At 50.5% G+C, this 22,647-nt stretch carries 27 protein-coding genes, 12 tRNA genes, 1 rRNA gene and 1 pseudogene; 2 read left to right on the top strand and 39 right to left on the bottom strand.

Annotation, left to right across the window (positions count from 1 at the left end):
- Positions 1 to 9: 9 nt before the first annotated feature.
- From sigW to BLR64_RS11915, 26 genes and pseudogenes are all read right to left on the bottom strand, one after another.
- Positions 10 to 576, bottom strand: coding sequence for an RNA polymerase sigma factor SigW (gene sigW / locus BLR64_RS12035; protein WP_090714412.1), 567 nt, complete (start codon positions 574 to 576; stop codon positions 10 to 12).
- 472 nt (positions 577 to 1,048) lie between these two features.
- Positions 1,049 to 3,841, bottom strand: a complete 2,793-nt coding sequence (gene ppc, locus BLR64_RS12030) for a phosphoenolpyruvate carboxylase (protein ID WP_090714411.1) — start codon at positions 3,839 to 3,841, stop codon at positions 1,049 to 1,051.
- A gap of 353 nt (positions 3,842 to 4,194) precedes the next feature.
- Positions 4,195 to 4,461, bottom strand: coding sequence for a holin (locus BLR64_RS12025; RefSeq protein ID WP_090714591.1), 267 nt, complete (start codon positions 4,459 to 4,461; stop codon positions 4,195 to 4,197).
- A 92-nt stretch (positions 4,462 to 4,553) separates the two neighbouring features.
- Positions 4,554 to 4,751: a stalk domain-containing protein gene (locus BLR64_RS31115; protein WP_244157685.1), complete on the bottom strand. Its 198-nt coding sequence runs from the start codon at positions 4,749 to 4,751 to the stop codon at positions 4,554 to 4,556.
- Positions 4,752 to 4,947: 196 nt separating this feature from the next.
- Positions 4,948 to 5,232: a M15 family metallopeptidase gene (locus BLR64_RS31110; protein WP_341833381.1), complete on the bottom strand. Its 285-nt coding sequence runs from the start codon at positions 5,230 to 5,232 to the stop codon at positions 4,948 to 4,950.
- Positions 5,233 to 5,237: 5 nt separating this feature from the next.
- Positions 5,238 to 5,597: a hypothetical protein gene (locus BLR64_RS12015; RefSeq protein WP_090714409.1), complete on the bottom strand. Its 360-nt coding sequence runs from the start codon at positions 5,595 to 5,597 to the stop codon at positions 5,238 to 5,240.
- On the bottom strand, positions 5,584 to 5,781 hold the full coding sequence (locus BLR64_RS12010) for a hypothetical protein (RefSeq protein WP_090714408.1): 198 nt from the start codon (positions 5,779 to 5,781) through the stop codon (positions 5,584 to 5,586). Before BLR64_RS12010 ends, BLR64_RS12015 begins: the two co-directional genes overlap by 14 nt.
- Position 5,782: 1 nt before the next feature.
- Positions 5,783 to 6,082, bottom strand: coding sequence for a hypothetical protein (locus BLR64_RS12005; RefSeq protein ID WP_090714406.1), 300 nt, complete (start codon positions 6,080 to 6,082; stop codon positions 5,783 to 5,785).
- A 42-nt stretch (positions 6,083 to 6,124) separates the two neighbouring features.
- Positions 6,125 to 6,430 carry a hypothetical protein gene (locus BLR64_RS12000; protein WP_090714404.1) on the bottom strand — a complete coding sequence of 102 codons (306 nt, stop codon included), beginning with the start codon at positions 6,428 to 6,430 and terminating at the stop codon, positions 6,125 to 6,127.
- A gap of 751 nt (positions 6,431 to 7,181) precedes the next feature.
- Positions 7,182 to 7,259: pseudogene (locus BLR64_RS31235) on the bottom strand (hypothetical protein); the annotation flags it as partial.
- A gap of 863 nt (positions 7,260 to 8,122) precedes the next feature.
- Complete coding sequence (locus tag BLR64_RS11990; RefSeq protein WP_090714401.1) at positions 8,123 to 8,734, bottom strand: putative phage tail protein; 612 nt, start codon at positions 8,732 to 8,734, stop codon at positions 8,123 to 8,125.
- A 2-nt stretch (positions 8,735 to 8,736) separates the two neighbouring features.
- The gene (locus BLR64_RS11985) at positions 8,737 to 9,072 is read right to left on the bottom strand and encodes a hyaluronate lyase N-terminal domain-containing protein (protein ID WP_167360656.1); all 336 of its coding nucleotides are present in this window, start codon (positions 9,070 to 9,072) and stop codon (positions 8,737 to 8,739) included.
- A 12-nt stretch (positions 9,073 to 9,084) separates the two neighbouring features.
- Positions 9,085 to 10,107, bottom strand: coding sequence for a DUF2793 domain-containing protein (locus BLR64_RS11980; RefSeq protein WP_090714400.1), 1,023 nt, complete (start codon positions 10,105 to 10,107; stop codon positions 9,085 to 9,087).
- Between the two features lies 1 nt (position 10,108).
- Positions 10,109 to 10,522, bottom strand: a complete 414-nt coding sequence (locus tag BLR64_RS11975; RefSeq protein WP_090714398.1) for a phosphoglucomutase — start codon at positions 10,520 to 10,522, stop codon at positions 10,109 to 10,111.
- A gap of 3 nt (positions 10,523 to 10,525) precedes the next feature.
- Positions 10,526 to 11,584: a baseplate J/gp47 family protein gene (locus tag BLR64_RS11970; protein ID WP_090714396.1), complete on the bottom strand. Its 1,059-nt coding sequence runs from the start codon at positions 11,582 to 11,584 to the stop codon at positions 10,526 to 10,528.
- Complete coding sequence (locus BLR64_RS11965; RefSeq protein WP_090714394.1) at positions 11,577 to 12,008, bottom strand: DUF2634 domain-containing protein; 432 nt, start codon at positions 12,006 to 12,008, stop codon at positions 11,577 to 11,579. Before BLR64_RS11965 ends, BLR64_RS11970 begins: the two co-directional genes overlap by 8 nt.
- Positions 12,005 to 12,298: a DUF2577 domain-containing protein gene (locus tag BLR64_RS11960; RefSeq protein WP_090714392.1), complete on the bottom strand. Its 294-nt coding sequence runs from the start codon at positions 12,296 to 12,298 to the stop codon at positions 12,005 to 12,007. Before BLR64_RS11960 ends, BLR64_RS11965 begins: the two co-directional genes overlap by 4 nt.
- A 6-nt stretch (positions 12,299 to 12,304) precedes the next feature.
- Positions 12,305 to 13,267, bottom strand: a complete 963-nt coding sequence (locus BLR64_RS11955; RefSeq protein ID WP_090714390.1) for an XkdQ/YqbQ family protein — start codon at positions 13,265 to 13,267, stop codon at positions 12,305 to 12,307.
- Positions 13,268 to 13,278: 11 nt separating this feature from the next.
- Positions 13,279 to 14,046: a LysM peptidoglycan-binding domain-containing protein gene (locus tag BLR64_RS11950; RefSeq protein WP_090714388.1), complete on the bottom strand. Its 768-nt coding sequence runs from the start codon at positions 14,044 to 14,046 to the stop codon at positions 13,279 to 13,281.
- A 1-nt stretch (position 14,047) separates the two neighbouring features.
- On the bottom strand, positions 14,048 to 15,907 hold the full coding sequence (locus BLR64_RS11945) for a phage tail tape measure protein (RefSeq protein ID WP_090714387.1): 1,860 nt from the start codon (positions 15,905 to 15,907) through the stop codon (positions 14,048 to 14,050).
- A 192-nt stretch (positions 15,908 to 16,099) separates the two neighbouring features.
- A complete protein-coding gene (locus tag BLR64_RS11935; RefSeq protein ID WP_039877364.1) occupies positions 16,100 to 16,522 on the bottom strand; it encodes a phage tail assembly chaperone in 423 nt (140 codons plus the stop codon).
- A gap of 103 nt (positions 16,523 to 16,625) precedes the next feature.
- Complete coding sequence (locus tag BLR64_RS11930; RefSeq protein ID WP_068721306.1) at positions 16,626 to 17,096, bottom strand: phage tail tube protein; 471 nt, start codon at positions 17,094 to 17,096, stop codon at positions 16,626 to 16,628.
- Between the two features lies 1 nt (position 17,097).
- A complete protein-coding gene (locus tag BLR64_RS11925) occupies positions 17,098 to 18,420 on the bottom strand; it encodes a phage tail sheath family protein (RefSeq protein WP_090714385.1) in 1,323 nt (440 codons plus the stop codon).
- A complete protein-coding gene (locus BLR64_RS30300; protein WP_167360655.1) occupies positions 18,420 to 18,596 on the bottom strand; it encodes a hypothetical protein in 177 nt (58 codons plus the stop codon). The genes BLR64_RS11925 and BLR64_RS30300 overlap by 1 nt, the downstream gene beginning before the upstream one ends.
- Positions 18,593 to 19,024 carry a phage tail terminator family protein gene (locus BLR64_RS11920; RefSeq protein WP_139171957.1) on the bottom strand — a complete coding sequence of 144 codons (432 nt, stop codon included), beginning with the start codon at positions 19,022 to 19,024 and terminating at the stop codon, positions 18,593 to 18,595. The genes BLR64_RS30300 and BLR64_RS11920 overlap by 4 nt, the downstream gene beginning before the upstream one ends.
- Before the next feature lie 420 nt (positions 19,025 to 19,444).
- The gene (locus tag BLR64_RS11915) at positions 19,445 to 19,957 is read right to left on the bottom strand and encodes an ArpU family phage packaging/lysis transcriptional regulator (protein WP_090714382.1); all 513 of its coding nucleotides are present in this window, start codon (positions 19,955 to 19,957) and stop codon (positions 19,445 to 19,447) included.
- A 295-nt stretch (positions 19,958 to 20,252) separates the two neighbouring features.
- Between BLR64_RS11915 and BLR64_RS11910 the strand changes: the two genes are divergently transcribed.
- Together BLR64_RS11910 and BLR64_RS11905 are read left to right on the top strand one after the other, a co-directional pair.
- Positions 20,253 to 20,717 carry a helix-turn-helix domain-containing protein gene (locus tag BLR64_RS11910; protein WP_090714380.1) on the top strand — a complete coding sequence of 155 codons (465 nt, stop codon included), beginning with the start codon at positions 20,253 to 20,255 and terminating at the stop codon, positions 20,715 to 20,717.
- A gap of 41 nt (positions 20,718 to 20,758) precedes the next feature.
- Positions 20,759 to 21,172: an ImmA/IrrE family metallo-endopeptidase gene (locus BLR64_RS11905; RefSeq protein WP_090714378.1), complete on the top strand. Its 414-nt coding sequence runs from the start codon at positions 20,759 to 20,761 to the stop codon at positions 21,170 to 21,172.
- A 104-nt stretch (positions 21,173 to 21,276) separates the two neighbouring features.
- Here the strand turns inward: BLR64_RS11905 and BLR64_RS11900 are convergent.
- The 13 genes from BLR64_RS11900 to rrf all read right to left on the bottom strand — a co-directional run bounded on the left by BLR64_RS11900 (position 21,277) and on the right by rrf (position 22,462).
- A tRNA-Pro gene (locus BLR64_RS11900) sits at positions 21,277 to 21,350 on the bottom strand.
- 16 nt (positions 21,351 to 21,366) lie between these two features.
- Positions 21,367 to 21,440 (bottom strand) — tRNA-Gly (locus BLR64_RS11895).
- Between the two features lie 11 nt (positions 21,441 to 21,451).
- Positions 21,452 to 21,525 (bottom strand) — tRNA-Pro (locus tag BLR64_RS11890).
- 5 nt (positions 21,526 to 21,530) lie between these two features.
- Positions 21,531 to 21,607, bottom strand: a tRNA-Arg gene (locus BLR64_RS11885).
- A 6-nt stretch (positions 21,608 to 21,613) separates the two neighbouring features.
- Positions 21,614 to 21,688: transfer RNA gene (locus tag BLR64_RS11880), tRNA-Gly, on the bottom strand.
- Between the two features lie 8 nt (positions 21,689 to 21,696).
- Positions 21,697 to 21,780: transfer RNA gene (locus tag BLR64_RS11875), tRNA-Leu, on the bottom strand.
- Between the two features lie 20 nt (positions 21,781 to 21,800).
- Positions 21,801 to 21,873 (bottom strand) — tRNA-Lys (locus BLR64_RS11870).
- 5 nt (positions 21,874 to 21,878) lie between these two features.
- A tRNA-Gln gene (locus tag BLR64_RS11865) sits at positions 21,879 to 21,952 on the bottom strand.
- A 40-nt stretch (positions 21,953 to 21,992) separates the two neighbouring features.
- Positions 21,993 to 22,068: transfer RNA gene (locus BLR64_RS11860), tRNA-Val, on the bottom strand.
- Positions 22,069 to 22,096: 28 nt separating this feature from the next.
- A tRNA-Glu gene (locus tag BLR64_RS11855) sits at positions 22,097 to 22,171 on the bottom strand.
- A gap of 12 nt (positions 22,172 to 22,183) precedes the next feature.
- Positions 22,184 to 22,259, bottom strand: a tRNA-Thr gene (locus BLR64_RS11850).
- Between the two features lies 1 nt (position 22,260).
- Positions 22,261 to 22,336 (bottom strand) — tRNA-Asn (locus tag BLR64_RS11845).
- 9 nt (positions 22,337 to 22,345) lie between these two features.
- Positions 22,346 to 22,462 (bottom strand): 5S ribosomal RNA (gene rrf / locus BLR64_RS11840).
- Positions 22,463 to 22,647: the final 185 nt, after the last annotated feature.

The raw sequence follows: 22,647 nt of genomic DNA, 5'->3' as shown, positions 1-22,647 counted from the left end.
CATCTATTTTTACATTTTCGGGCCTAATTTTTTACGTAAAAACTCACGTCCGCGGTGCACCCGGGTCTTGATCGTCGTTACCGGCATACCCAGCACATCACTGATCTCCTGCAGCGACAGATCCTGCAGATACCGCAGTATCATTACAGACCGGTATTTCACAGGCAGGCTGTCTATGGCCTCGTAGATCACCCTCTGCGTCTCTGAGAGCAGCAGTTCCGTCTCGGGGGTGACATTGTCACTCGGAATCATGGAATAGCCGTCAATGCCTTCCTGGTCGTTCATCTCCGCATCCAGCGAATAGGTAGGCTTGCGCTTGCGCAGCCTGTCGATACAGAGGTTCGTACCAATCCTGTAAATCCAGGTTGAGAACTTCTGTTTGTCATCATAACGGTCCAAATTCCGGTATACACGCAAAAAAGTCTCCTGAACAATATCCTCTGCTTCATGACGGTTGTTCAGCATCCGGTAAGCCAGATGATATATTTTGTCTTTATATAGTTCCACAAGCTCGGCAAATGCTCTCTGGTCGCCCTTCAAGGCGAGCTTTGTCAATCTGCCTTCCAAATTCTCCACCTGTTAACTCCCCCAGACTTGCCGCCCCTGGTCTTTCATCTCATCTGAATGTCCACGGTACAAGCATCTAAATCGTAAATCAAGTTTGGTCAAAAATCAAGGATTGTATTGTTACCTTATGGAAAGCGGGCAGGACCAACTTGCAGCAAATTGCGGTGATTACGGCGGCACTCCAAAGAATGTTTGGACTTCCGGCCGCTGTTATTGTCAGATTTCTTTATTATAGGTTTTGTTTACAGTAGAAATCTGACAATAAAGGCGGACGCTGACGCTCCTGCAGTTCCAAAATTCTTCTTTCGCACCTTCTCCATCACCTGTAGCTTATGCGCTGTTTCCCGCCCAAATTCCCCCGAATATCCCTCCAAAATTCAATAGAACCCAAATACAGACAAAAAAAGGAGATCTGCTGCATTAAGTGCAGCAAATCTCCTTTAAGATTATTCCCGGTATTTCAAAGGCAGAACTCCGGGCATCAACCCGTATTCCGCAGTCCTGCAGCAATACCGTTAATAGTAAGCAATACTTCACGCAGCAGTTCGGCGTCGTCACCCTCGGCATCCCGCAGCGCCCTTAGCTCGGACAGCAGCTGTACCTGAAGGTAGCTGAGCGGATCAACATAAGGATTGCGCAGCCGGATTGATTCCTGAATAACAGGAACATTATCCAGAATGTCATGCTGGCCGGTGATTTTGAGGATCAACTCCGAGGTCAGCTTGAATTCCGCTTCAATCATGCCAAAGATCCGTTTGCGGGCTTCGTCATTTTTGCCCATGGACGCGTACTCCTCGGCAATAACCAGGTCTGCCTTGGCAATTGCCATCTGCAGCGTATCAATCAGCGTGGTAAAGAAGGAGAAGTCAGCATACATAGTCTGCATAATCTTCAGATTCTCTTCTTTGCCTTCATAGAAGCTCTGCAGCCCCGTTCCGGCAGCATACCAGGCCGGCAGCAGGTAACGGCTCTGCGTCCAGGCAAATACCCACGGAATCGCACGCAGATCCTCAAAGCGGTCGCTGTTCTTGCGTTTGGATGGGCGTGAACCGATGTTCAGCTCGCCCACCTCAGGCAGAGGTGTCGACTCTTTGAAGAAGGTCAGGAAGTCCGGATCACGGAAAATCAGGTCCTGATATTTGGTCAGGGATACTTCAGAGATACGGGCAACAATTTCATCCCACTTGGCTTCATACAGATCTGCCTGCGGCGTTCTGGCATGAATGGCTGCCGTCACCAGTGCTGACGTAGCCTGCTCCAGACTACGGTAAGCAATACCCTGCATTGAATAACGGGATGAAATCACTTCACCCTGCTCTGTAATCTTGATTCCGCCGCCGATTGTAGAAGCCGGCTGGGCAAGAATACTGCGGTTCAGCGGCATGCCGCCGCGTCCAAGCGCCCCGCCGCGCCCGTGGAAGAACTTCAGCTTGATGCCGAATTCATCCGCTGTAGCCGTAATCTGCTTCAGCGCAACACGCAGCTCCCAGTTCGCAGTTACCACACCGCCGTCTTTATTACTGTCGGAATAGCCGAGCATAATCTCCTGCAGGTCGTTCATTGCCCGCACCGCTTCACGATAGATCGGCATGCTGAGCAGCCGCTTCATAATCTGCGGCGCGTTGTGCAGGTCATCAATGGTCTCAAAGAGCGGCACAGCCTGCAGCGTGCAGACTACAGTTCCATCGTTATCCTTGCGGAACAAGCCCACTTCTTTGGAGAACACCATAACTTCCAGAATGTCACTTGCCGCTTCCGCCATACTGATCAGATAACTGGTGATACACTGCTTGCCGTATTCCTCCTGCGCCAGATAGATAGTGCGGTATACCGCAAGACATTCCTCCGTACTTTCACTGTACGACTGGTACGGAGAAGTTAGCGGCCGCGGATCGTTGAGCAGAGATTCGAGCAGCGTTACCTTCTCGTCTTCCGGCATATTGGCGTAATCCTGGGTAATGTTCATCTTGGCCAGAATTTCGGCCATCGCATTTTCATGCTCCTGGCTATGCTGGCGGACATCCAGTGCCGCAGTGTGGAAGCCGAACAGCTCCACCTGGCGGATAAGTTTCTTAATGTAAGTATCCGCTACATAGTCGGCATAGTGATGCCGCAGACTGCGGTCAATCACATTCAGGTCATCTATGAACTGCTGCGGGGTCGCGTAGCGCTCCGGCGTTCCTTTTTTCTCGTCGTCCAGCACGTTCTGTGTCTTCGAGATCATATAGCTGAGCTTAATCCGGTAAGGCTCATTGTCATTGCGCCAGGCATCAACCCGGTTCAGTTTAATGATCTTGCGGTCTTCTTCAATTGAATCCAGCAGTTCTTCTGTAACGCTGACGATGCTTGTACTAAAGCTCAGATACTGCATGAGTTCACGCATAATGCGCTGATATTCCCGGATAGCCAGCTTGCGCTGCAGACGAAGCGTCTGTAGCGTCACCGCCGCCGTTACGGACGGATTGCCGTCACGGTCTCCGCCGATCCATGATCCAAAACGCAGGTATGTGGGCACATGCCAGTTCTGTCCCGGATAGTATTTGCTCAAACATCGTTCAAGTTCCTGATATACATCCGGCAGCACCTGGAAAATCGTCTCGTGGAAGTAGTACATCCCGTTCCGCACTTCATCCAGTACTGTCGGTTTGCGGTCACGCAATTCATCTGTCTGCCACAGAGTAATAACTTCATTCAGCAGCTTCTCACGGAGCTGTTCGCGTTCACGGAATGTCAGTGTAGGATTGTCGAGCCCCATTACATCATCCGAGATCCGCTTGTGAATATCGAGAATGGCCCGCCGCATTGCTTCCGTAGGGTGAGCGGTCATGACCAGCTCCAATGACAGGTTGTTCATAATGTCATGAACATCCTCTTGGGAAAAATCACGTTCACGGAGCTCCTGAATCGCACTTTCGATAGATCCCGGCTGTACCGTGTCCCCTGCAGAACGCTCATAGTCCCGCTTACGGCGGATCCGGTGATTCTGCTCAGCGATGTTAACTAATTGAAAGTAAATAGCAAATGCCCGTATTACCTGGTGCCGATTCTCAGGATCCAATGAGCCAATCAGCTCTTTAAATTCATTGTGCAGTTCAGGCAAAAATAATGAGCGAAGCGATTTACTGGTCTCACGGATTTTCTCCACGACTTCCAGCAGTTCGTTACCGCCTTGGTGAACCAAGACTTCGCCCAAAATGTTCCCCAGGAACCGTACGTCACGCCGCAGCAGATTATTAGAATTGCTTTTGCTGACAGCTGTCGTAAGTTCGGTCATGCTGCTCCCCCCATCCTCTTCCGGATCAATGTCCTAACATTGTCTATTTGAAGCTTTCCTCATATCATACAGTAAAACCTATCGGAAATCTCCAACTTATTGCGCTGTAAAGCGCTGCAGTAATTACGATTATACACCAAATTCATTCATTATACAGTCATAAAATATTTATGTATTTTATTTCATTATAATGGCTGCCCTTTGGAGTATTTATGTGCAAGGTTCACACGGCATGTAGGTATTGATTGCATTATACACGGATTGCGGAAGAATGGAAATTGGGGTTATTGAAAATGTATCCGTTATGTATTAAAGGCCCGCTCAGGAGAGCAGGCCCAACAGGGTAATCCAATCTATGCTCTAGTACTGCCCTGAGAGCGGTTGTTAAACGCCAGTTCAAACAAACCCGTAGCAGCTAAGCCCGCAAGCCCGCCCGCCCAAAGTCTGAGGACTGTGTCCAGGTCAGTAAACGGATATGCCGCAGCACCGGTCAACAAGCCTATTGCAAGCCCTACAAACGGGATAGCATTACGCGGGAGATTCAGATTGTTTTTTATCAGCTGTACCAGCGCAAGAACAAAGACGGCGAGTACAGACGCAAAGGCCATCACATTATCCAAAATATCACTGCGTACCATAAGCTCATTCCTTCCATATAAATGTTTCTGCTAATTCAGCAGTAATCAGCTTCTTGTGCTCTAGGGCCTCTCGCCTACCGGCTGCTTGTAATTTCAACCGTCCGGGTCGCAGCATTAAAACCTACACTGGCCCCTAACGCCTCCGCTACAGCGCGTACCAGCACATAGGTTACCCCTTCTTTTATATATCCCTCGGCAATTTTGCACCCGTTGACGTTTACAACAGCTGTTGTAATACTCTTTACGGCCTGCTGCTCTTGTAAATTGATCAACTTGTTCGCTGCTTCAACAGCAGACGTAGCCGGCCGGGCTCCTCCAAGCAGTTCTCCAATTGTCAGGCCAAAGCTCAGCTGAAAATGTGGATAATCCTTGAAACTGCTCCAGTCCCTCCCCACTCAAAGCCGAGTGCTCTAGCCTGCTGCACAACCTCCTGCCAATCTGACGTCCCGTCACGGTCGCTATCACGCTTCATATCCCAGGATGCATTGGCAGCAGGGCGAAATCAACTGCCAGCCCGTAGTTATGATAGCTGTATCCGCCCTTTGCATTGGTAACTATGCTTCCCGGAGAGGTACGTCCTTGGGCGTACAGCCTGTCTTGTTCAGCAAAGGTGCGGAGTCCCTGAGTTATCAGAATCGGTACACCGCATGTGTAACAGCGTTCAATCAGCTTATCCGCTGCGGCGGACACAGCCGGATGAAGACCTTTTAGACGGGGGGCTGATTTAGCTTTGATCTGAGTCAGTGTCAGCATGCTGGTTACCTCCATTTTTTTAAATCTGACAGTACAATGAACAAGTCCCGCCGCTTCGTGTACATCAGCATTGTAAGAATGATCAGGCCAAAAGTTGTGCCCGCCTGGGCAAATGCCCAAGCCCGGGAGTGAAGTGACGCCAGCACCGCATCTGTGCCTGCTGCACTGCTGAATCTGAGCCAGAAAGCTACTGCCATTTTTACGGTATATGCTCCCAGGAAAAAGAATGCTGCCAGCATAAATAAGCTGATTACCCTTGCCCGGATTCTCCGGCGGAAATATAAAAATAGCGCAGCCATCAGCAGCAGCGCACAGATAAACGATACGGAATATGCCATTATTAAAACAACATCAATTGTGCCCATCTTCTCCCTCCCGGTCATAAATTAAAAATTCGGCAAAACCATTGTTCCTGATTTCCTGTTGGATATCCTGCGAGACGTCTTTGTACCTGTGGATGGATAGGGCCACCCTGCTAGTAGCCCGTGTAAGCTCCTTGTCCTTGGCACGATGCAGCGGAGATAGCCGTTTAACCCATTTGCTCAGCACGCTATCTCCCCCTGTTCTCCTCATTTACTTCCTCGGCGGCGTGGTCAACCTTCAGCCGTTGCAGCACCTCCAAAGTTGGCGCCATAAAATCTGAACGTTCTTTGTCGAGTATATTCTGCAGCCGGTCCCGGTCATCCTCAGCACGCTCCAGCAGCTCCCGCGGCACCAGATTCCCCTTCACAATCGACCTCAGCAGCACCAGAAAAATCACCAGCAGCACCAAAGCTACTATATAGGCCAGCCCGTATTTATCAGCAAGCGGCAGCAGCTTTTCCAAATTTGCAATATCGTCGCTATCCATCCCCCCGCTCCTTTCTAATGTTTAATAGAAATCCTTAGATTATCAAACTGACCCCATCCGGTTCAGAATAATCTCTTCCGGCTTGTTGTTGAACTCCGGGTAACTAAAGAGAGGAATCCGTTCTGCGGTGTTAATCCGTATCAACTGTCCTTCTCTGAAATCATCAGCATAGTCACCAAATTCCAGTTCCAAGCAACCGACGGTCTCACGGACTCGTTCTGAAAGCTTGCTGCAGAAAACAAAATCCTGGTCAATTGTTGTGATGATAACATCACCAGAACGCTCCCCTGTCTCTTGGATAATATCTCCTGTTACTTTATCGTAATAAATTCTTCTTCCTATATTCATCTGTATTCTCCTCCTATTCAAAAGCAATCCAGCGCATGGTTGAGTCACCATAAGTTGTTGAGTATCTGTACATCTGTACAGTAAAGCTTCCACCTGAGACACTAACATCATTGTTACCGGTATTAGATCCCCCATATTGCGCCCAGAGGTTTACATTAAATGATGATGAAGCCCAGCTATATAAATTGCCCGTTACATCATAAATGGATATCAAATCACCGTTAATCGGAGCCATTGCTATAATCGTTTTTGGTGTAAAAGCAAGTCCCCACACACTTGCTGTCCAGATGGCTCCTGTCCAGCCCATGGATACAGCTCCACTTGCAAATCTTCTGCCCGTGTTTATCTGCCCGATCTTAGCCGCCAATGTCCCGAAATCATCGCTTCCTGTTGCTGCTACTCCCTTGCCGCTAATGGCGGAGGCGATACTGCTTTTCCCATTAGCGACAGATTGAAAAAGGTCCGCACTCCAAGCTCCCCAACTTATAGTTCCATTATTATCTGAACCTGTTCTCATAGCAAACGTGTTAGTGAATAAATTGACAGCAACCTGTTTAACCCATACATTCGTGTTCATTGCCATAACCTGAACATAATACCAGTTACTCGTAGCCGAACTGCCGTCAGGTGAGTTGTAAAGACCTGTTCCAACAAAACAGCCTGTAGCGCGCAGACTATTTAAGTCTTGTCCATTGATGTTAATTGTAGTTCCGTCATCTTCAGTCAGCCTGCGCTTTTGCCAAGCTTTAGCATCCGTGTACGACTTAGCATTACTCTCTGCTGTATTTGCCTTTGTCTGGGCACCTGCCGGCGTTTCCTTGGCATTAAGCTGAGTCTGAATGGCGCTGGTTACACCGTCCAAATACGCAAACTCTGCATTGGAAACAACTCCTGTCCCAATCTTTGAAGCATCAATTGCTGCTGATGCATTTACGTCTGCGTTGACGATAGCTCCAGCGGTAATCACAGCTGTACCTGCTCCGGCTGCCATGGTAATGTCTCCGGAAATTGCCGGAAGCCTTGCCGCAGCGAGCGTTCCGCTGCTTAGGTCTCCAGCAGATCTTGTTACAAGGTCAGCGAGGGATGAGCCCGTCTTACTGATCTTTCCCCAGCCGATAGCGGCAGCACTGTTTACGTCAGCGTCTACAATAACCCCAGCCGCAATAGCCGTTACCCCGTCACTAGTGCTCGTAACATCCCCGGTATGATTCGGGTGGGTGTAATTATTGGCTCCTGTGGCTACACCGTCCAGCTTTGCCTTGTCTGCGGCACTCATCAAACCCGCGACAGTTGAAGTAGCAGCAGAGGTGCTGGCTTTAGCATTCCAGGTGCTTTTCTCTGTGTCTGTAGCAAAGCGGTGGGTAGCATCCTCAGTGATCATCGTAGCCGGGTGGGTGGCCGGATGCGCATAATTGTTCGCACCGGCAGCTACACCGTCCAGCTTCGCTTTGTCAGCTGCTGCCATAAGGCCCGCTGCACTGGCGGTTGCCGCCGCAGTAGAAGCTTTTGCATTCCAGGCGGTGCGTTCAGCGGAAGTAATATGTTTTACTGCGTCAGCTGCATGATCCTGTGCGCCCTTTACCGCAGTATCCAAAATGTCCATATTGCCGTTGATATCCGAGATATCAACAATGTCTGTTCCATCCGGCTTTTTCAGCCCCAGATTGCCTGTAGTTTTCATGATTCACGCTCCTATTCGTATACTCTTAATTCGTTCCAGGTCCGCTCATGCGCACCTCTCCAGGTGAGTGCCTTCACCGAATCCCACCAGGTATAGCTGTACACAAACTCGTAGGCCAGATGCGCCGGCTTGATCTCTTCGATGATCTGGATTAAACCTGCCATGTTGGCCGGTATGCCCATGGTTCCGACGAACCTTACCTGAAAGCTGTACTCTCCGGGTACATCGACAACCTCTACGTCCCCGCCTGAAAAAGCGGATGCCGTCCGCCGGATCATCTCCGGTGTAGTCGTTCCGCTTCCGCGCAGCTTCGCCTTGATCATCTCCCGGCGGGTCGCATAGGATTTGGTATTATCCGTAGTTAAGGCCAATACATTCTCCCAGCGGGCCAGCCCCCAGGTTGCCGATTCTACATCCGTCTGTAATGCCGAATCTTCTATTGAATAGCGAAGCTGTCCGCATTCTATGGCATTGCTGGCCTGAAGCTCTTCCATTTCAATGACACCCTGATAATACTCAGGCAGGTATTTCATCAGATCCGCCCGGGTGAACCCGGGGCCCTCCTGCAGAGAACGATCGGATGAATAGTTTATAGTCCCGTATAAATGCTCGCCGTAAGCCATCGCTATACCCCCTTGAGCTGATTCCAGCTGACGGGGCCTTGGGGCATGTAATCATGCGTATGCCCCGCCGGCGGAAACACATCCGGCTTGCCTGCTATGCCGGACCAGGCTACGCTGTCTGCTGTCTGCGCATAATCGACCTTACCGTTGTTGTTGGTGTCATAGATGCTTTTCAGCATGTCACCGGTGCTCTGCGATGCGACCAGCAGCATGTTCACGCTGCCTGTTCCGATATACAGCTTGCCGGAATCAGTGCAGTAGCCCAGCTCGCCCGCAGCAAGAACACCCAGGGCACTCTCCAACCCGCGGCGGATCTGTATCAATGTCTTCAGTGCCATCTCTGCCGCCTCCTAGAATGTGCCGCCGTCTATGCTGGCCACCATCAGCTTGTTGCCGTTAGCTGTGTCATACACAATACTGCTTCCATCAATATTGGCCGCTACGCCGTTTGCATCTACTGTAATCCCTCTGCCTGCGGTAACCGCAATTGCATCGGCAGTGACTGTGATGCCGTTGCCGGCACCGATGTTTAGGGTCACTGAATCAGCCTGTCCTCCGCCGGTTAAACCGCTGCCGGCAGTAATGGTCTGAAGTGTGCCGCCGGTGCGAACCCAGGCACTGCCGTTCCAGCTGTAGATTTTCTGCTCATCGTCCACATAAGCGGTCCAGCCTACTGCCGGAGGGTAGTAGACCCATGCTGCGGATTGGTACTCGGCAATCTGGCTGCCTTTTCCCGTCCATGCGCCGGTAGCGGCAGCAGGAATAATATATCGGTCCCCTTCTGCAGGAGAAGCAGGCGGAGCTGTCAGATTCTGATCTTTAACCGAGCTCTGTGGCTCGATATTATGCTTGGCCAGCTCAATCTCGTTTCTGATCTTTTGCGCTGACCACAGGTCTGTAATGGCTGTACCTGAATCATTAATCACACGATGCTTTGTGGCATCATCAAGATGAGTCTTAATCTCCGCTGCTGTTTTGACATTCGTTCCGTCAGAGACTTTATTGACATGCCCTGAGGTAATATCTGCCTTGAGCACCTTCGCATAGGTTGTACCATCGGCAATATCATCCGCCGTTCCCGTAAGGTCTGTCAGCTTCTGGGCATTAATCCTGCGCCAGGCTGTCCCGTCGTCAAAATACAAATAACCGCTGTTCGTCCCGCTCGTTACATAATATAAGCGCCCCACGGAAGCAGCCGCCGGACGTGAAGCTTCGGGGCCGGATAGTGCCCGTCCGACCATCGAATTGGAAGTGCCGTCACCGATGTAGACTTCTTTTGTGTCTGTGCAGAAACCTATTTCACCGGCCTTCAGCACGCCATAAGTGGATAGCTCCGCTTTTGTGCCGCGTTTTACTTGAATCGTCTGTGCCATGTTACACCTCTCTTTTAAAAGATCCGCCGTCGATCAGTCCCGCACTTTTATATCGTTCAATCTCGCGCTGGGCGGCGGTCAGCCCCGTTTGCAGCACGTTGATATCATCCGCCTCCACGGTGTCGCCCGGGGTTTCATAGGTCACATATACCTCTGGAACCTCTGCAAAAATCTTAATGATCCGCCGCCAGGGCGCTTCATCCGGAAAAGAAACCGAAAAATTTCGAAGCTCAGTCCCGCTGAAGCGTGATCCGGTATATACCGTTATGCTCTGGTTATTAATGTTGTCGTGGGTAAGCTGGCCGCTGTAAACCCCACTTGTGAGCATGAGCTTTTCTTCGACGACATAGCTGCCGCCACTGGCTTTTTTATTAAGCTTTTCTTTGAACACATCGATCTGCTCCGGGTACCCCATCCGCTACACCTCCAGCACAGCATTAGCGAACAAGGGAACTTCGTTCTCTGCCAGCGTAATATTGCCGGTTCCGCCGTTCAGCTTCAGTCCGCTGTAGTCCACTACACCCTCAGTATCCAGCAGCAAAGCGCCGATGACAGACTGGCTGATATACGAGGCTTCAAAGGCCTTTTCCATACGGTATCTCTCCAGCATGACCTGAAAAGCATTGATCACCGCCTGCAGCGTATAGCCTGAAGCCAAGGTAACCGCTGCACTGACTGTGATGGTTTTACCGGCGGCTGAGGCAACTGTCACCACCGCACCTACAGGAGCCTGTCCTTCCCCTAGACCCGGAGCAGGATCAATATGCTGTTGTACCAGGGATACCAGCACAGCTGAGGCCGGCTTCTTCTCAGCATCGACAATGATTACCTTGACCGTTTTGGGTCCGTTCCACAGCGGGAAGACCCGTGCGCCGCCTACGCCTTCAATCTGTGATGCCCATTCCATGTAATGATATTTGTTGCCGCTGGTTGACGGTCGTCTCGCAGATTCGAAATACCGCCGGCGCAGTGTCTCATCAGCTTCAGCATCCTCACCCGGAATAAGCAGCGAATCGATCATCCCGCGCGCAAGCTCAGGAATAAAGCCGACCGGCAGCAAGCTGCCGGAATACTGATTGCCGGCTGCTCCGGCGGTCTCACTTTCCAGCCGGAACGCTCCCGGGGAGAGCCTTTCAGCCGCCGTGTAATTATAGAGCCCGAGAGAGAACCTGGTGCCCAGAGGAATATCCATTAATTCGTCGTCACTATTGTAGAACAACCCGCGAAGCTGGGCTTTCGTCGCCGGCTCCCTTTTGATGCCAGTCCAGGAAATGCTGCGCTCCAAATACTCACCGGCTGCAGTGTCCGCAAAGTGCAGATTAATGTTCACATCCAGCTCAATATACATCTGCGCCATTTCTGCTGCTGCCGGGGCAAGCGCATCATAAATAATGCTGCCTTCCCGCTTGTCCAGCCCTTCCGGGACCCTGTCCAGCATACGTTCAAGCAGTACTTCATATGTCTGATCCTCATACACTGTCTATCAGCTCCTTTCTGAGCTCAAAATTGCCGTAATACGTGACTACAGTGCAATTGAAGCTCACCTGATCCCCGTTAAAAATAATCTCTGCCTGCTCCAGACCGCGGATCCGTTCATCCTGCAGCAGTGCTTCACTGACAATCCGCTGCAGCTCCGCCCGGACCAGCAGCCTGTCCTTACCGAGCAGCAGATTCCACTCTGTCCCGTAATCCGCACTGTAGATCAGAAACTCATAGCGTTCCGTCCGCAGCACCTTGATGGCAGCCTGTCTGACGGCTTCCAAGGCATCAACAGTGCCGGTAATCCGCTTCATGCCCCAGTCCATCCGGTAGGTAAGACTGGGGCTCATCACACTCTGTCCCGGTGCCTCCTCTTCAAGCAGCCCCTTGATCGGCCCTGACCTGCCGACAGCCGGAATCATAGGTTCACCAGCCGATCCAGCACAACATAGCTCTGTCCGCCCTGCATCCGCAGGAGCAGCACACGGTCACCCGGTTCAAGCCCCCGCCGGATCAGAAGCTGCCTTCCGTCCAGCTCAATCCGGCACTCTGTAACAGCTTCCGGCAGCACCAGAGCGGCGCCTGACAGCACAAACCGCTGATCCACCTGAATCTGCAATGGCTCCGCCCCCGTCACCTGCCCATAAGAAAAAGCCACCGGATTCGTATTGGATACGGCTCCGAGGCTCGCTTTTTTAATAATATCCAGCATCTGTTCCTACACCACCTTTATCGTGAGGGACATTGTGTGTTCTCCGCCTGAAATTTTATGGCTGCATTCATCCACGAGAAACTGCTGAGTCTCGAATTCATCCAGCAGCACATAAATGAAGTTTCCGGCTCTTACGCGCATATCCCCGATTGCCTGAACAGTCAGACTTAGCTTTTCCCGGTTATGCAGCTTAAGCAGATTGTCCGCCTTCTCCCGGATTTGCGCCACAGCCGCCTTGTCGTCGGCCTTCTGATACAGCTGCAATATCCCCCAGCGTGCTACATTCTCCTTGTCCGTAACCGGATAGAATTCACGTTTGCCTGTCCCCTCATTATCCCTATACAAAAAAATAGAATTGTACGTGTCCTCATCGATGCTCCGCTTCAGCGAGTAGTCATAGAGGTAGCGGCCTGCTCCCAAAACGACATTAAGCAGCATACTCTGCATATTTCGCAGTGTCAGCTTCCCGAAATCATCATAAAAAGCCAGCAGCTGTCCGCTGTTCTGCAGCTCACTGCCCACGGCTCCCATAATGATATCGAGCAGTTTTTTATTATCCTCTATAAGCGACGGTATCCTGTACTGCGCCTCATCAAGCACACCGGTCTGCAAACCGTAATCCTGCGCTATTTTTGCGATCACCTCATTTGCAGTCACATTCTGCAGCACGTAGCTTCCGTTGCCCAGCAGATAGCGGATCTGGTCGTACGCCGTCAATTTGATCTCGCGGTCTGCACCGGTCGCTATCGTAAACACAAATCCGTAAAAAATATCCCTGCCATCCTTGCTGAACTGTACAATATCCCCGTTCCCGATGCTGAACCTGGGATGCTGATATATCCCGCTGTCCACAAGCGTTATCTCAAGTGTCGCAGGTTTGCCCGAACGCGAGGTCTTCCAGGTGATGTCGGCCGCTATAGCGGAAATATCCCAGAGCAGACCGTCTTTATTTTTCACCAGCAGCTTCATGCTTCCTCCCCCTATGCCAGCTTGATGACTCTGCCGGTTTGCAGCTTCTTAAGCTCACTGTCGGAAATGCCGTTAAGCTTCTGGAGGGCTTTATATTTGCTTCCGCTGCCAAGCTTTTTCTGGGCAATACTCCAGAGCGAGTCTCCGGCTTGAATCGTATAGGTGGCTGCCGCTGCCTTTTCACTGGCCCGCTGCTGCTGTTTCTTTACCACATTTCCGGCAGCCTTTACTGCGAGCGCCTGATAGAAGACATATTTTTTGAGTGCCAGCGTGTATTCGATATCCCCGGAATTCCCGGCACTCAGCTTCCAGGTGAAGCTTTCGATGCTGACCGGCATGTTGATGCCCATATCGCCTGTGAAGGTCTGGGCAGCCCGGTCTGCAGCCTCCTTAAGCCAGTCTGCCATCGTCCCAGTCTGCCCCGTTCCACTACTATCCAGCTGTTTTAGCCCGGTAAAAACAAACCGTATAGGCCTGCGGCTGACCATCCACCGTTTGATCATCGCCACATATTCGTAGGGTTTAAGCAGCCGGCTTTCTTTTTCCTGAACCTTACTGGCCGGATAGACGACAAACGGATACCACTGCGCCGGAAACATGCTTTCTATCGTAAGCTCCGTCAGCTTCGGATAAGCAATTGCATTAATTTCGCCCAGCTCGATAATCGAATAGCTTTTGCCGTCTCCCGACTCTTTGATTTCCAGCATCTCCGGATTAACCGGCAGCCGGATGACCTCTTCATAATTATTGAAGCTTAAGAAAAAACCGTATTCCTCCACGTTACGTATACACCCCCTGGGCGGTTGAGACGAATTCCTCCTGCAGCACCTGCCCGATCTTGGTAATGATGGAGTCGATGTCTCCGGCATTATTGATGTTACCGGTAGTAACCTGTACCGTCGGTGTCAGCTCCACAAAATTCTGAATCGCCTGAAGCTCCGCCAGCTCGCGCAGCATTTTCAGATCATCGCTGGAGATGTCTACGGTCTCGTTCACCGAACCCACTTCATTGACCCGGTTGACAGTGCTTGGCAGACCTGAGCCTCCGGCAGCTGATTTCGAAGCATCGGACGGGGCAAATTTCACCTTCGTGTCGAACTTGCTCACCAGATCCTTGCCCATTTGACTGGCATCCTTAACAGCCTTATCATAATCCACATAATCCTTCTTCTCCGAGTCGTATACCGCTTTGTCTGAGGTAGGCTTGGGGATCATATCTTTGGCTTTCAGAATTATGTCACTGAATACATGCTTATTCTCCGGGTCCAGGTAATTAGGCTTAAAGTCCGCCAAAAAACTGAAGCCCGGCAGCTTGCTGAGACTGTCCGCCATCCCTTTAACCTTCTTCAAAACCAGGTTGATAGCATCCACCATTGCTCCCACAAAGCCGCCTGCAAAATTCTCGGCCCCGAACGCCATCTGATAAATAAAGCCGAGGAAATTCATCGCCAAATCATAGAACAGCTTACTTACAGCAAACTTGGGATCAATGAACAGGTTCCGGAAAAAATCGGCAAAGGCAATAAAGGTGTTGTAGAGCGCGATTACGATATTTTCGATAAAAGCCTTAAGCCAGCCGAAAGCCCCTGCAATAAATTCCACCACCTGGCCTACAGAAACACCTGATTGCTGTAGACAGTAGATAAGTAAGCCAATAGCCGCAACAATAAGTAGAATAGGCCAGTTAGCCACCAGCCAGGCAGCGGCAAGCGCATATACCTGAATAATCATGGCAGCCAGCAGCACGAAAGCAATCGCAGCCAGAATCGGGGCAACGACATCCCAGTTCTGCTGTATGGCATCAATCATATAAAAGATCCAGTCCACCACTGCCCCGATGACCGTAGCAATCACTAGAAACCCGTTGGCTACCATAGTTAGCATTGAGACCATCTGCTCAGACTGAAAGAACTTATTCAGCGTATCCAGCACAGGACGGAGCGCAACGATAGCTTTTTCTCCCATTGATTTTACGGCCCCATCCATATTTCTTTGCAAGAGATCCCACTTTTTCGTATCTTCCTCAGATGCGTTTGCAGTAATAGCCTTAACACCGAGCGACTTCACCTTATCGAAAATACCGCTAAGATCTATAGCCGCAAGTGAATCCTTTGCCTTGGACAGAAAGCCCGGCTTATCCTGCTTGGCTGATTCTCCGGCTGCATCAGCCACAGGTTCAGGTCCAGCATCATTTGGGGTTCCTGCTCCTGCTGCCCCGGCGGCTGCCTTATCCTGTCTGTTCATCATGTAGCTTACGGCTTTCTCACCGACATAGGTAATCAGCTCAAAGCCGCTTACATCCAGTGCCTTCATCATTTTTTGGATTTTTCCCATAAATCCGGTTTTCTCATTTGCCGGACCGGCATTATCCGTCTGATCTGCACTATCCGTAGAGTTAGCCCGCTCTGCTTCGTTATTGAGCCGGGAAGCCGCCTCCTGCGCCTGTATGAAGCCTTCCATAAAGGATTTATTTTTCTCCTCATAGATCCGCTGCAGGATGATCTGCAGATCATTAAGCGAATAAGATGCGCGGTTAAAGTTTTGATTAAGCCGCTCCCACTGGGCATTCACATTTTGCCAGACTGTCAGTGCGGTTACCGGAACCAGCGCATTATTCATTGACCCGTTTGAATTCTCCATTCTTTCACCCCCTTCATCGCTTCTTGCCCTTACTGCGCGCGCGCTCACGTTTTTCCTTATCTACCCGTACAGCAATCATCGCATACACGGCCGCCCGCTCACGCGCAGACAGCCTCATCAGCTCATGCGGCAAAATATGAAGCTCATGGAGAGCGTAGTAGGCCAGATTGGCCTCACTGTCGCCCCCGTTAATCAGTTTTTTACTTCGTCCACCAGCTCGTTCATATCTGTACCAAAGCCGTTCAGCGCCTGCACCCGTTCACCGAGCGCAGCAAATTCACCGGGCAGCAGCATCTTCCGCAGCAGCGCCTCCGCGCCCATCACCCCGTATGAGCGCTGGAGCTCGGCATTTTTCAGATCAGGATGCACGACACTAGCTGTCATAAGCTTTGCCATGTAATCGTTAGGGTCGATTTCAGAGGTGTAGGCGCCGTTTTTCCCCTTCACCTTACGGGTGGCGGCTTTACGGCAATCCTGGTTCTCATCCTCGGTCATACTGCGCAGCTTCCAGGCTACCGCTGTCCCTTCTTTATCCTTAAAACGCTGGGACACCACAAACTCCTCTGTTGTATCACAAGCTGCATTTTGCGCAAAAAACATACTCAATTCGCTCATTGTCTTTCCTCCTAATATAAATGTGCAGACGAAGCAAAGACCCGCCGCCTGCTCTTGCGTCCGGGCCTGTTCGTGCTCACGTCTGATTAAAGCTGTCCTTCTCTTACAGGCTGGAGCCCGCCGGAGCGCTAAAGGACTGTGCCAGCTCTACATCCTCAAAGGTGAAGCTGACCTCTTCCTCGAGCGCATCTGATTCGGTATCCAGGGAGGCCATAATCACGCTGTCCAGATTGACACCCTTCAGAATAATCCGCTGGGCTCCTACACTGGACGACGGATCCTCATTGGTGACTTCAATATCGAAATACTGGTCGACGCCTGTTTTCATATATTCCAGCATCATCTGCCGGAAACGGCTGGTCATATAAAAAATCGTCATGGTCCCGCTTCCCGACCATCCGGTCGCTTTATGCTGCACCCCGCGGCGGCCCAGTGTCTTCACTTCAGCCTTCTGCTTTTCCACTGTCGCCTCGAGCGTCTTCACATAGAACATTTCCTCCACTTGGGAGCCGATCTTGGCATATGCGCGGCCTTCCTGGCCGGAGAGGGTATCACTAGCTTTTAGAAACGCCATCTTAAACCACCTTCACTTTCATATATACTTTTTCCACGGAATCCACCGGTTTCATTGCGACCTCCAGAACAACACTGTCACTGTCCGCACCCGCAGATACCACAATATCGCTCTGCGAATTGAAGCTGTCGATAGCCCCCAGCGCCTGCAGATCATTCATATAGGTGACGCACTGGGCCCAGAACAATGCCCGGCCATCCTCATTGTTGGCAACCTTGCCAATAAAGTTTTGTTCAAAAATACGCTTCAAGTCACCGGCAATCCCGTCAAGCACGCGCACAACACGGTTTTTGGAGAAATTTCTCCCCTTATCCGGTGAAAAAGAGGTGAAGCTGTTGATATCCTGCTCGACCACCGCACGGCCGCTGCTGTACGTAAAGAGCAGTTGACCTTCTGTCAGCGCCGCTACCGTTTCTGAATGGCTGAGCCGGACATCGGCATCAACCGCATCATCGTAGGATTGGTAGGTTAGCGACTCATTAACAGCAGCACCAGCCGCAGCACCGGCCACCCAGGCTACCGCTGTGGTTTTATCAATCACTGTACCGTCGGCCAGCACGACACCATTGGCCACACTGATAATGCCTTCATGATCAGCCGCAGCATAATCAGACAGGACAGCCTGTACCTTCTTACCTTCTGTATCCCGCAGACGTTTTACATAAGAGGTATAGAGGGCCTTCAGTGTATTATCCTGTGACAGCAGCCCGACGGTCTGGAAATCCTGAACCTCAAGCGCAGCCAGAAAATCACTGTGCTGTGCTCCATTTACTGTACCATTCTCACCGCCAGTCAGAGGCATTCCGGCTGACAGGGTCAGCGCCTCCGGACCGTTGGCCTTAAACAGCAAATACTCATTTTCTTTTAGTTCAGCTGCACCAGCCACTGTCTGCTTATCCACTTCGGTCCTGCCAAGCAGTGTCTTTACATCAAAAAGCGCATTATCTTCAATGTTCTTCTCAATGACCACTGTCAGATCATTTCCGCGCTCCCCGCCGAACTTAGCTGTTGCCTGCAGCCCGTTACTGCTCACTCCTGCCTTAACCCCTTCATTCAGGCGGTAGAGCAGCAGTGTACCGGCACGCTTTAATGCTTCCCTTACCGGAATCAGTACAGTGTCTGTCAGGTCATAGCCCAGCAGCCGGCTGAAATCATCCTGCGGAGTGAGCTTTACAATAGCTCCGGATTGCCCCCAAGGCAGCGAAAGCGCCAGTGCAGTAATACCACGGTTTCCCATTTTACCTGTAATACTTCTATTTGAGGCTACATTCACGTAAACCCCGGGCCGTACCTTATTTTGTGTTGTCCATGTTCCGCCAGCCATTAAATAACCTCCTTAGTTAAAAAAAGCTTAATACCTTCCTTTGCCTCATCCAGCGTGTATCCATTACCATCCTGCAGTACTATATCCAGCACATCCTTTTCTTGCGTTGAAAATAGTGCTGAGCTCATAATCTGCTTTTTGCTGAACCTGCCCGGTTCCGCTTCAATCGTACTCATTTCACGTACGCCCCTTCCGATAGCTGGCCCATAAGCACCGCCTCTGTCTGTCCCTGCCCCTGCTCCTGTTTCTGCAAATAGAGCATATAGTCGACTGTGAACACTGGCCCGATGCTGTCTTTTCCCGCTTCCCAGGCTTGCCTTATTACACGAAAGGCAGGGTCAGCATGGCTCTGAACAGCCAGCGCTTCACAGAGACCGTCAGCCAGCTCCTCAGAGTCCAGCAGACCTCCTTGTTCATAGCGGATGCCAAACTTGTAGACTGCCATATATCTGCCTTCCCGCTGCCTGTCGTAGACAGCCGAGATCAGCTCCAGCCTGAAGTAGGCCGACTGCGGCTTCTCCCCGTCCACATCCAGAGGCAGCTCCGGATAAGCGGACTTCAGCGCCGCCGTAATATGCTCGCGCAGCCGTTGTACCATTTTCATTTTCGTCACCCTTTTCTGTTAAGCATTGCCGGTGTGCTCATTCCTCCTGTCTGCTGAAATAAAAACGGATATTATCCGGTAATGGATAATATCCGCTGCAAGATGTGGCCTCTGATCAAAGAGATTTCACCGCTTCAGTTTCCCTTAAGCCGCTAACCGGCAAGGCTTGTAGCGGAGCATTCATGCTCCTGCGGTGTCTTTTTGCTTCATTTGCCATGTTATAATCATACTCCCATTATTTCAGCATGAAGCCGGTATTCCACCTGATTTCAGGATAGCTTTGGGCTGCCGCGGGGAGGTTCCAGGGAGATTTAAAGCGGGCGGCAATATCCTCAGCTTTTATCTTAAGCCGGGGATCCGACTGCACAAAAAAAAAGCACCGCCTCTAGAGACGGTGCAATCTATACATATACTGTAGGCTTACCGGAAGGTCAGCTCTGCATTCTCGGCGGGTCCACTGTTAACGGCTGCACCGGACTTAAGCACTGAGCCCAATGAGAGCAGCTCAAGATCAGCTAATGCAAGTGCCATCTTATAGAACGCTTTGGACCGTATCTTCACGTAAGTGTCCTTACTGACCGGCGGATCAAACACATGGTTATATATAGTGTAATCGTACACCTCATCTCTTCTCATATAACGCTCACGTACAAGCTGCTGCTCCCTGGGCGCTAACCTGTCCACTACACTATCCAATGCAGCACAGTAGGCTCTTCGGGCAGCTGGCACATCAACGTTGTGTGCCGCAATCGCTGCGGTCTGGTCAGTAATCTTATTGGTCGCGCCATGGAATCTCTCTGTGTATGAATAAGTAATTCCTGCTTCCTTCGCTTCAAAAGTCACCGTTTTAAAAATCCGGTACTTCTCCAGCATATTTTCTATAGTGATCTGTGTCCGGCGGCGGTCCAATTCAGGCAGGGTAGAAAGGTTCATAGTTGTATGCACTCCTTTGGGGGATAAATGATTTTTCAGTTAGCGGCAGCAATTTTCCGGAAAGTATGCTAAAATTCTTCTTGTTCGTATTCTGTTCGTATTTTCCTATAATATACCATCTTCGGATTCCAACGTAAAATCCCGTTTTCGTTCATATTCGGGCAATTAAAGGAGTTATACTCTCTCTTTCTTGCTTTTTGGCAATATAATAGACTTTGTTGTTTACCTTTTGGCAACGATAGTTTATATTATTAGCAACAGGCTTGTGTACTTAGGTGATAAGGAGTGGTTTACGATGACTGATACATTCGGAGGATATCTGAAGCAAATCCGTGAAGCGAAGGGATTAAGTATTAATCAGCTGGCTTCCTTGGCCGGCATAAGCGGCTCGCAAATTTCACGCATTGAGAATGGACTACGTGGTGTCCCCAAGCCGGCCACACTTCGCAAGATTGCAGATGCAACAGGAGCATCCTATGATCAGTTAATGGGCCAGGCAGGCTATCTGCCGGAGCAAGGTACCAGCGGCAATGACAATCCGGTTCCCGATTGGGCAACAAGCAAGGATAAACGGGATTTCCGCAAAATGCTGGAGGATGACGGGGAGCTGATGTTTGACGGGATTCCGCTCAACAAGGAAGACAAACAGCGGATTAAGGATGTGCTGACCGGCCTGTTCTGGGAGGCAAAGCAGATGAACAAACGAAAGAAACCCGAACATTATCCGGATACTCCTGATCAATCGGGTATGAACAACTAATCAGGGCTATAACTTACTTTTACATGCTGCGGGTGAACAATATGGATGAACTAATTAATAATCTGATTACAAAATATAAGACCAACAATCCGTTCGAGCTGGCCCGGGCACTGGGTATTCATATCCGGTTCATGGATCTGGGAACGGGTACAAAGGGTTTATATTACCGTAAGCTGAGAAGAAGATTTATCGTCATTCATAATGGGCTTCCTGCCGAGTGGCAGCGGTTTGTTTGTGCGCATGAGCTGGGGCATGACCGTCTTCATAAGGGCATTAACCGTTTTTTCCTGGAGGAGCATTCCTTTTTCAGCCCGGGCAAGCTTGAACGTCAGGCCAATCTTTTTGCTGTTAAGCTGCTTTCATCAGGTACCCTGCCGGATCATGACGAAGCTGTAAAAAGCTATTATTTGCGAATCGGAATTCCGCCCGAGGTTCGCTTTTTTTTAGAGGACTAAAAGAACATATGTTCCATCCTAGTAGTTTCTTAATTGAAGGACAATTGAACATAACAAAAAACCCCTACCTAAAGTAGGAGTTTCTGTCAGCCTATGCTGTAGTATCGGGATGACACGATTTGAACATGCGACCCCCTGGTCCCAAACCAGGTGCTCTACCAAGCTGAGCTACATCCCGAAACAATATAAAATTATGGAGCGGGTGATGGGAATCGAACCCACGCTATTAGCTTGGAAGGCTAAAGTTCTACCATTGAACTACACCCGCAAAGATGAAAATCGGGATGACACGATTTGAACATGCGACCCCCTGGTCCCAAACCAGGTGCTCTACCAAGCTGAGCTACATCCCGAAAAATGGCGCGCCCTAAGAGATTCGAACTCCTGACCTTTTGATTCGTAGTCAAACGCTCTATCCAGCTGAGCTAAGGGCGCAAAATATGGAGCGGACGACGGGAATCGAACCCGCGACCCTCGCCTTGGCAAGGCGATGCTCTACCGCTGAGCCACGTCCGCATATTAAGTGGTGCGCGTGAAGGGACTTGAACCCCCACGTCTTACGACGCCAGATCCTAAGTCTGGTGCGTCTGCCATTCCGCCACACGCGCAGAGTACTTTTTAATCAAAGTGAGCCATGAAGGACTCGAACCTTCGACACCCTGATTAAAAGTCAGGTGCTCTACCAACTGAGCTAATGGCTCGCAATTGGCAGGGGATATAGGATTCGAACCTATGATGACGGAGTCAGAGTCCGTTGCCTTACCACTTGGCGAATCCCCTATAATGTAACATATCTACCATAAGCATTCAATAGTGATTATGGTGGAGGCTGAGGGGATCGAACCCCCGACCCTCTGCTTGTAAGGCAGATGCTCTCCCAGCTGAGCTAAGCCTCCGTATGTATAACCAAAAGCATTAAATAAATGGTGACCCGTAGGGGATTCGAACCCCTGTTACCTCCGTGAAAGGGAGGTGTCTTAACCCCTTGACCAACGGGCCTCAAAAAATTTGTGGAGCTCTCAACCGGATTCGAACCGGTGACCTCTTCCTTACCATGGAAGCACTCTACCTGCTGAGCTATGAGAGCATGGCTCCCCGAACAGGACTCGAACCTGTGACAACTCGATTAACAGTCGAGTGCTCTACCAACTGAGCTATCAGGGAATATTATCCGCTTGGCGGCGTCCTACTCTCCCAGGACCCTTCGGTCCAAGTACCATCGGCGCTGGAAGGCTTAACGGTCGTGTTCGGGATGGGTACGCGTGGAACCCTTCCGCTATCGCCACCAAACAGGTTTTTTCCGGTCGCATCACTCCCTGAAATCCTTCAGGAAAATAACCAACCTTCAAAAACATTCAAGGTTTTTCAGGAACTTGATTCCTGAAAACTGAATCCGAAACGAATCTGCGATTTAAAGATTGGATAAGCCCTCGACCGATTAGTATTGGTCAGCTCCATGCATTGCTGCACTTCCA

It is taken from the genome of Paenibacillus typhae (assembly GCF_900099765.1).
Lineage (GTDB): Bacteria > Bacillota > Bacilli > Paenibacillales > Paenibacillaceae > Paenibacillus_AQ > Paenibacillus_AQ typhae.
The sequence above is the reverse complement of the archived record's forward strand: the minus strand, read 5'-3'. Positions and strand labels throughout refer to the sequence as shown.

What these genes read in the sequence shown, in the direction of transcription:
- ppc (WP_090714411.1), bottom strand. Translation starts at nt 3,841, where the DNA reads ATGACCGAACTTACGACAGCTGTCAGCAAAAGCAATTCTAATAATCTG.
- BLR64_RS31110 (WP_341833381.1), bottom strand. Translation starts at nt 5,232, where the DNA reads ATGCTGACACTGACTCAGATCAAAGCTAAATCAGCCCCCCGTCTAAAA.
- BLR64_RS12015 (WP_090714409.1), bottom strand. Translation starts at nt 5,597, where the DNA reads ATGGGCACAATTGATGTTGTTTTAATAATGGCATATTCCGTATCGTTT.
- BLR64_RS12005 (WP_090714406.1), bottom strand. Translation starts at nt 6,082, where the DNA reads ATGGATAGCGACGATATTGCAAATTTGGAAAAGCTGCTGCCGCTTGCT.
- BLR64_RS12000 (WP_090714404.1), bottom strand. Translation starts at nt 6,430, where the DNA reads ATGAATATAGGAAGAAGAATTTATTACGATAAAGTAACAGGAGATATT.
- BLR64_RS11990 (WP_090714401.1), bottom strand. Translation starts at nt 8,734, where the DNA reads ATGGCTTACGGCGAGCATTTATACGGGACTATAAACTATTCATCCGAT.
- BLR64_RS11985 (WP_167360656.1), bottom strand. Translation starts at nt 9,072, where the DNA reads ATGGCACTGAAGACATTGATACAGATCCGCCGCGGGTTGGAGAGTGCC.
- BLR64_RS11980 (WP_090714400.1), bottom strand. Translation starts at nt 10,107, where the DNA reads ATGGCACAGACGATTCAAGTAAAACGCGGCACAAAAGCGGAGCTATCC.
- BLR64_RS11975 (WP_090714398.1), bottom strand. Translation starts at nt 10,522, where the DNA reads ATGGGGTACCCGGAGCAGATCGATGTGTTCAAAGAAAAGCTTAATAAA.
- BLR64_RS11965 (WP_090714394.1), bottom strand. Translation starts at nt 12,008, where the DNA reads ATGATTCCGGCTGTCGGCAGGTCAGGGCCGATCAAGGGGCTGCTTGAA.
- BLR64_RS11960 (WP_090714392.1), bottom strand. Translation starts at nt 12,298, where the DNA reads ATGCTGGATATTATTAAAAAAGCGAGCCTCGGAGCCGTATCCAATACG.
- BLR64_RS11955 (WP_090714390.1), bottom strand. Translation starts at nt 13,267, where the DNA reads ATGAAGCTGCTGGTGAAAAATAAAGACGGTCTGCTCTGGGATATTTCC.
- BLR64_RS11945 (WP_090714387.1), bottom strand. Translation starts at nt 15,907, where the DNA reads ATGGAGAATTCAAACGGGTCAATGAATAATGCGCTGGTTCCGGTAACC.
- BLR64_RS11935 (WP_039877364.1), bottom strand. Translation starts at nt 16,522, where the DNA reads ATGAGCGAATTGAGTATGTTTTTTGCGCAAAATGCAGCTTGTGATACA.
- BLR64_RS11930 (WP_068721306.1), bottom strand. Translation starts at nt 17,096, where the DNA reads ATGGCGTTTCTAAAAGCTAGTGATACCCTCTCCGGCCAGGAAGGCCGC.
- BLR64_RS11925 (WP_090714385.1), bottom strand. Translation starts at nt 18,420, where the DNA reads ATGGCTGGCGGAACATGGACAACACAAAATAAGGTACGGCCCGGGGTT.
- BLR64_RS30300 (WP_167360655.1), bottom strand. Translation starts at nt 18,596, where the DNA reads ATGAGTACGATTGAAGCGGAACCGGGCAGGTTCAGCAAAAAGCAGATT.
- BLR64_RS11920 (WP_139171957.1), bottom strand. Translation starts at nt 19,024, where the DNA reads ATGAAAATGGTACAACGGCTGCGCGAGCATATTACGGCGGCGCTGAAG.
- BLR64_RS11915 (WP_090714382.1), bottom strand. Translation starts at nt 19,957, where the DNA reads ATGAACCTTTCTACCCTGCCTGAATTGGACCGCCGCCGGACACAGATC.
- BLR64_RS11910 (WP_090714380.1), top strand. Translation starts at nt 20,253, where the DNA reads ATGACTGATACATTCGGAGGATATCTGAAGCAAATCCGTGAAGCGAAG.
- BLR64_RS11905 (WP_090714378.1), top strand. Translation starts at nt 20,759, where the DNA reads ATGGATGAACTAATTAATAATCTGATTACAAAATATAAGACCAACAAT.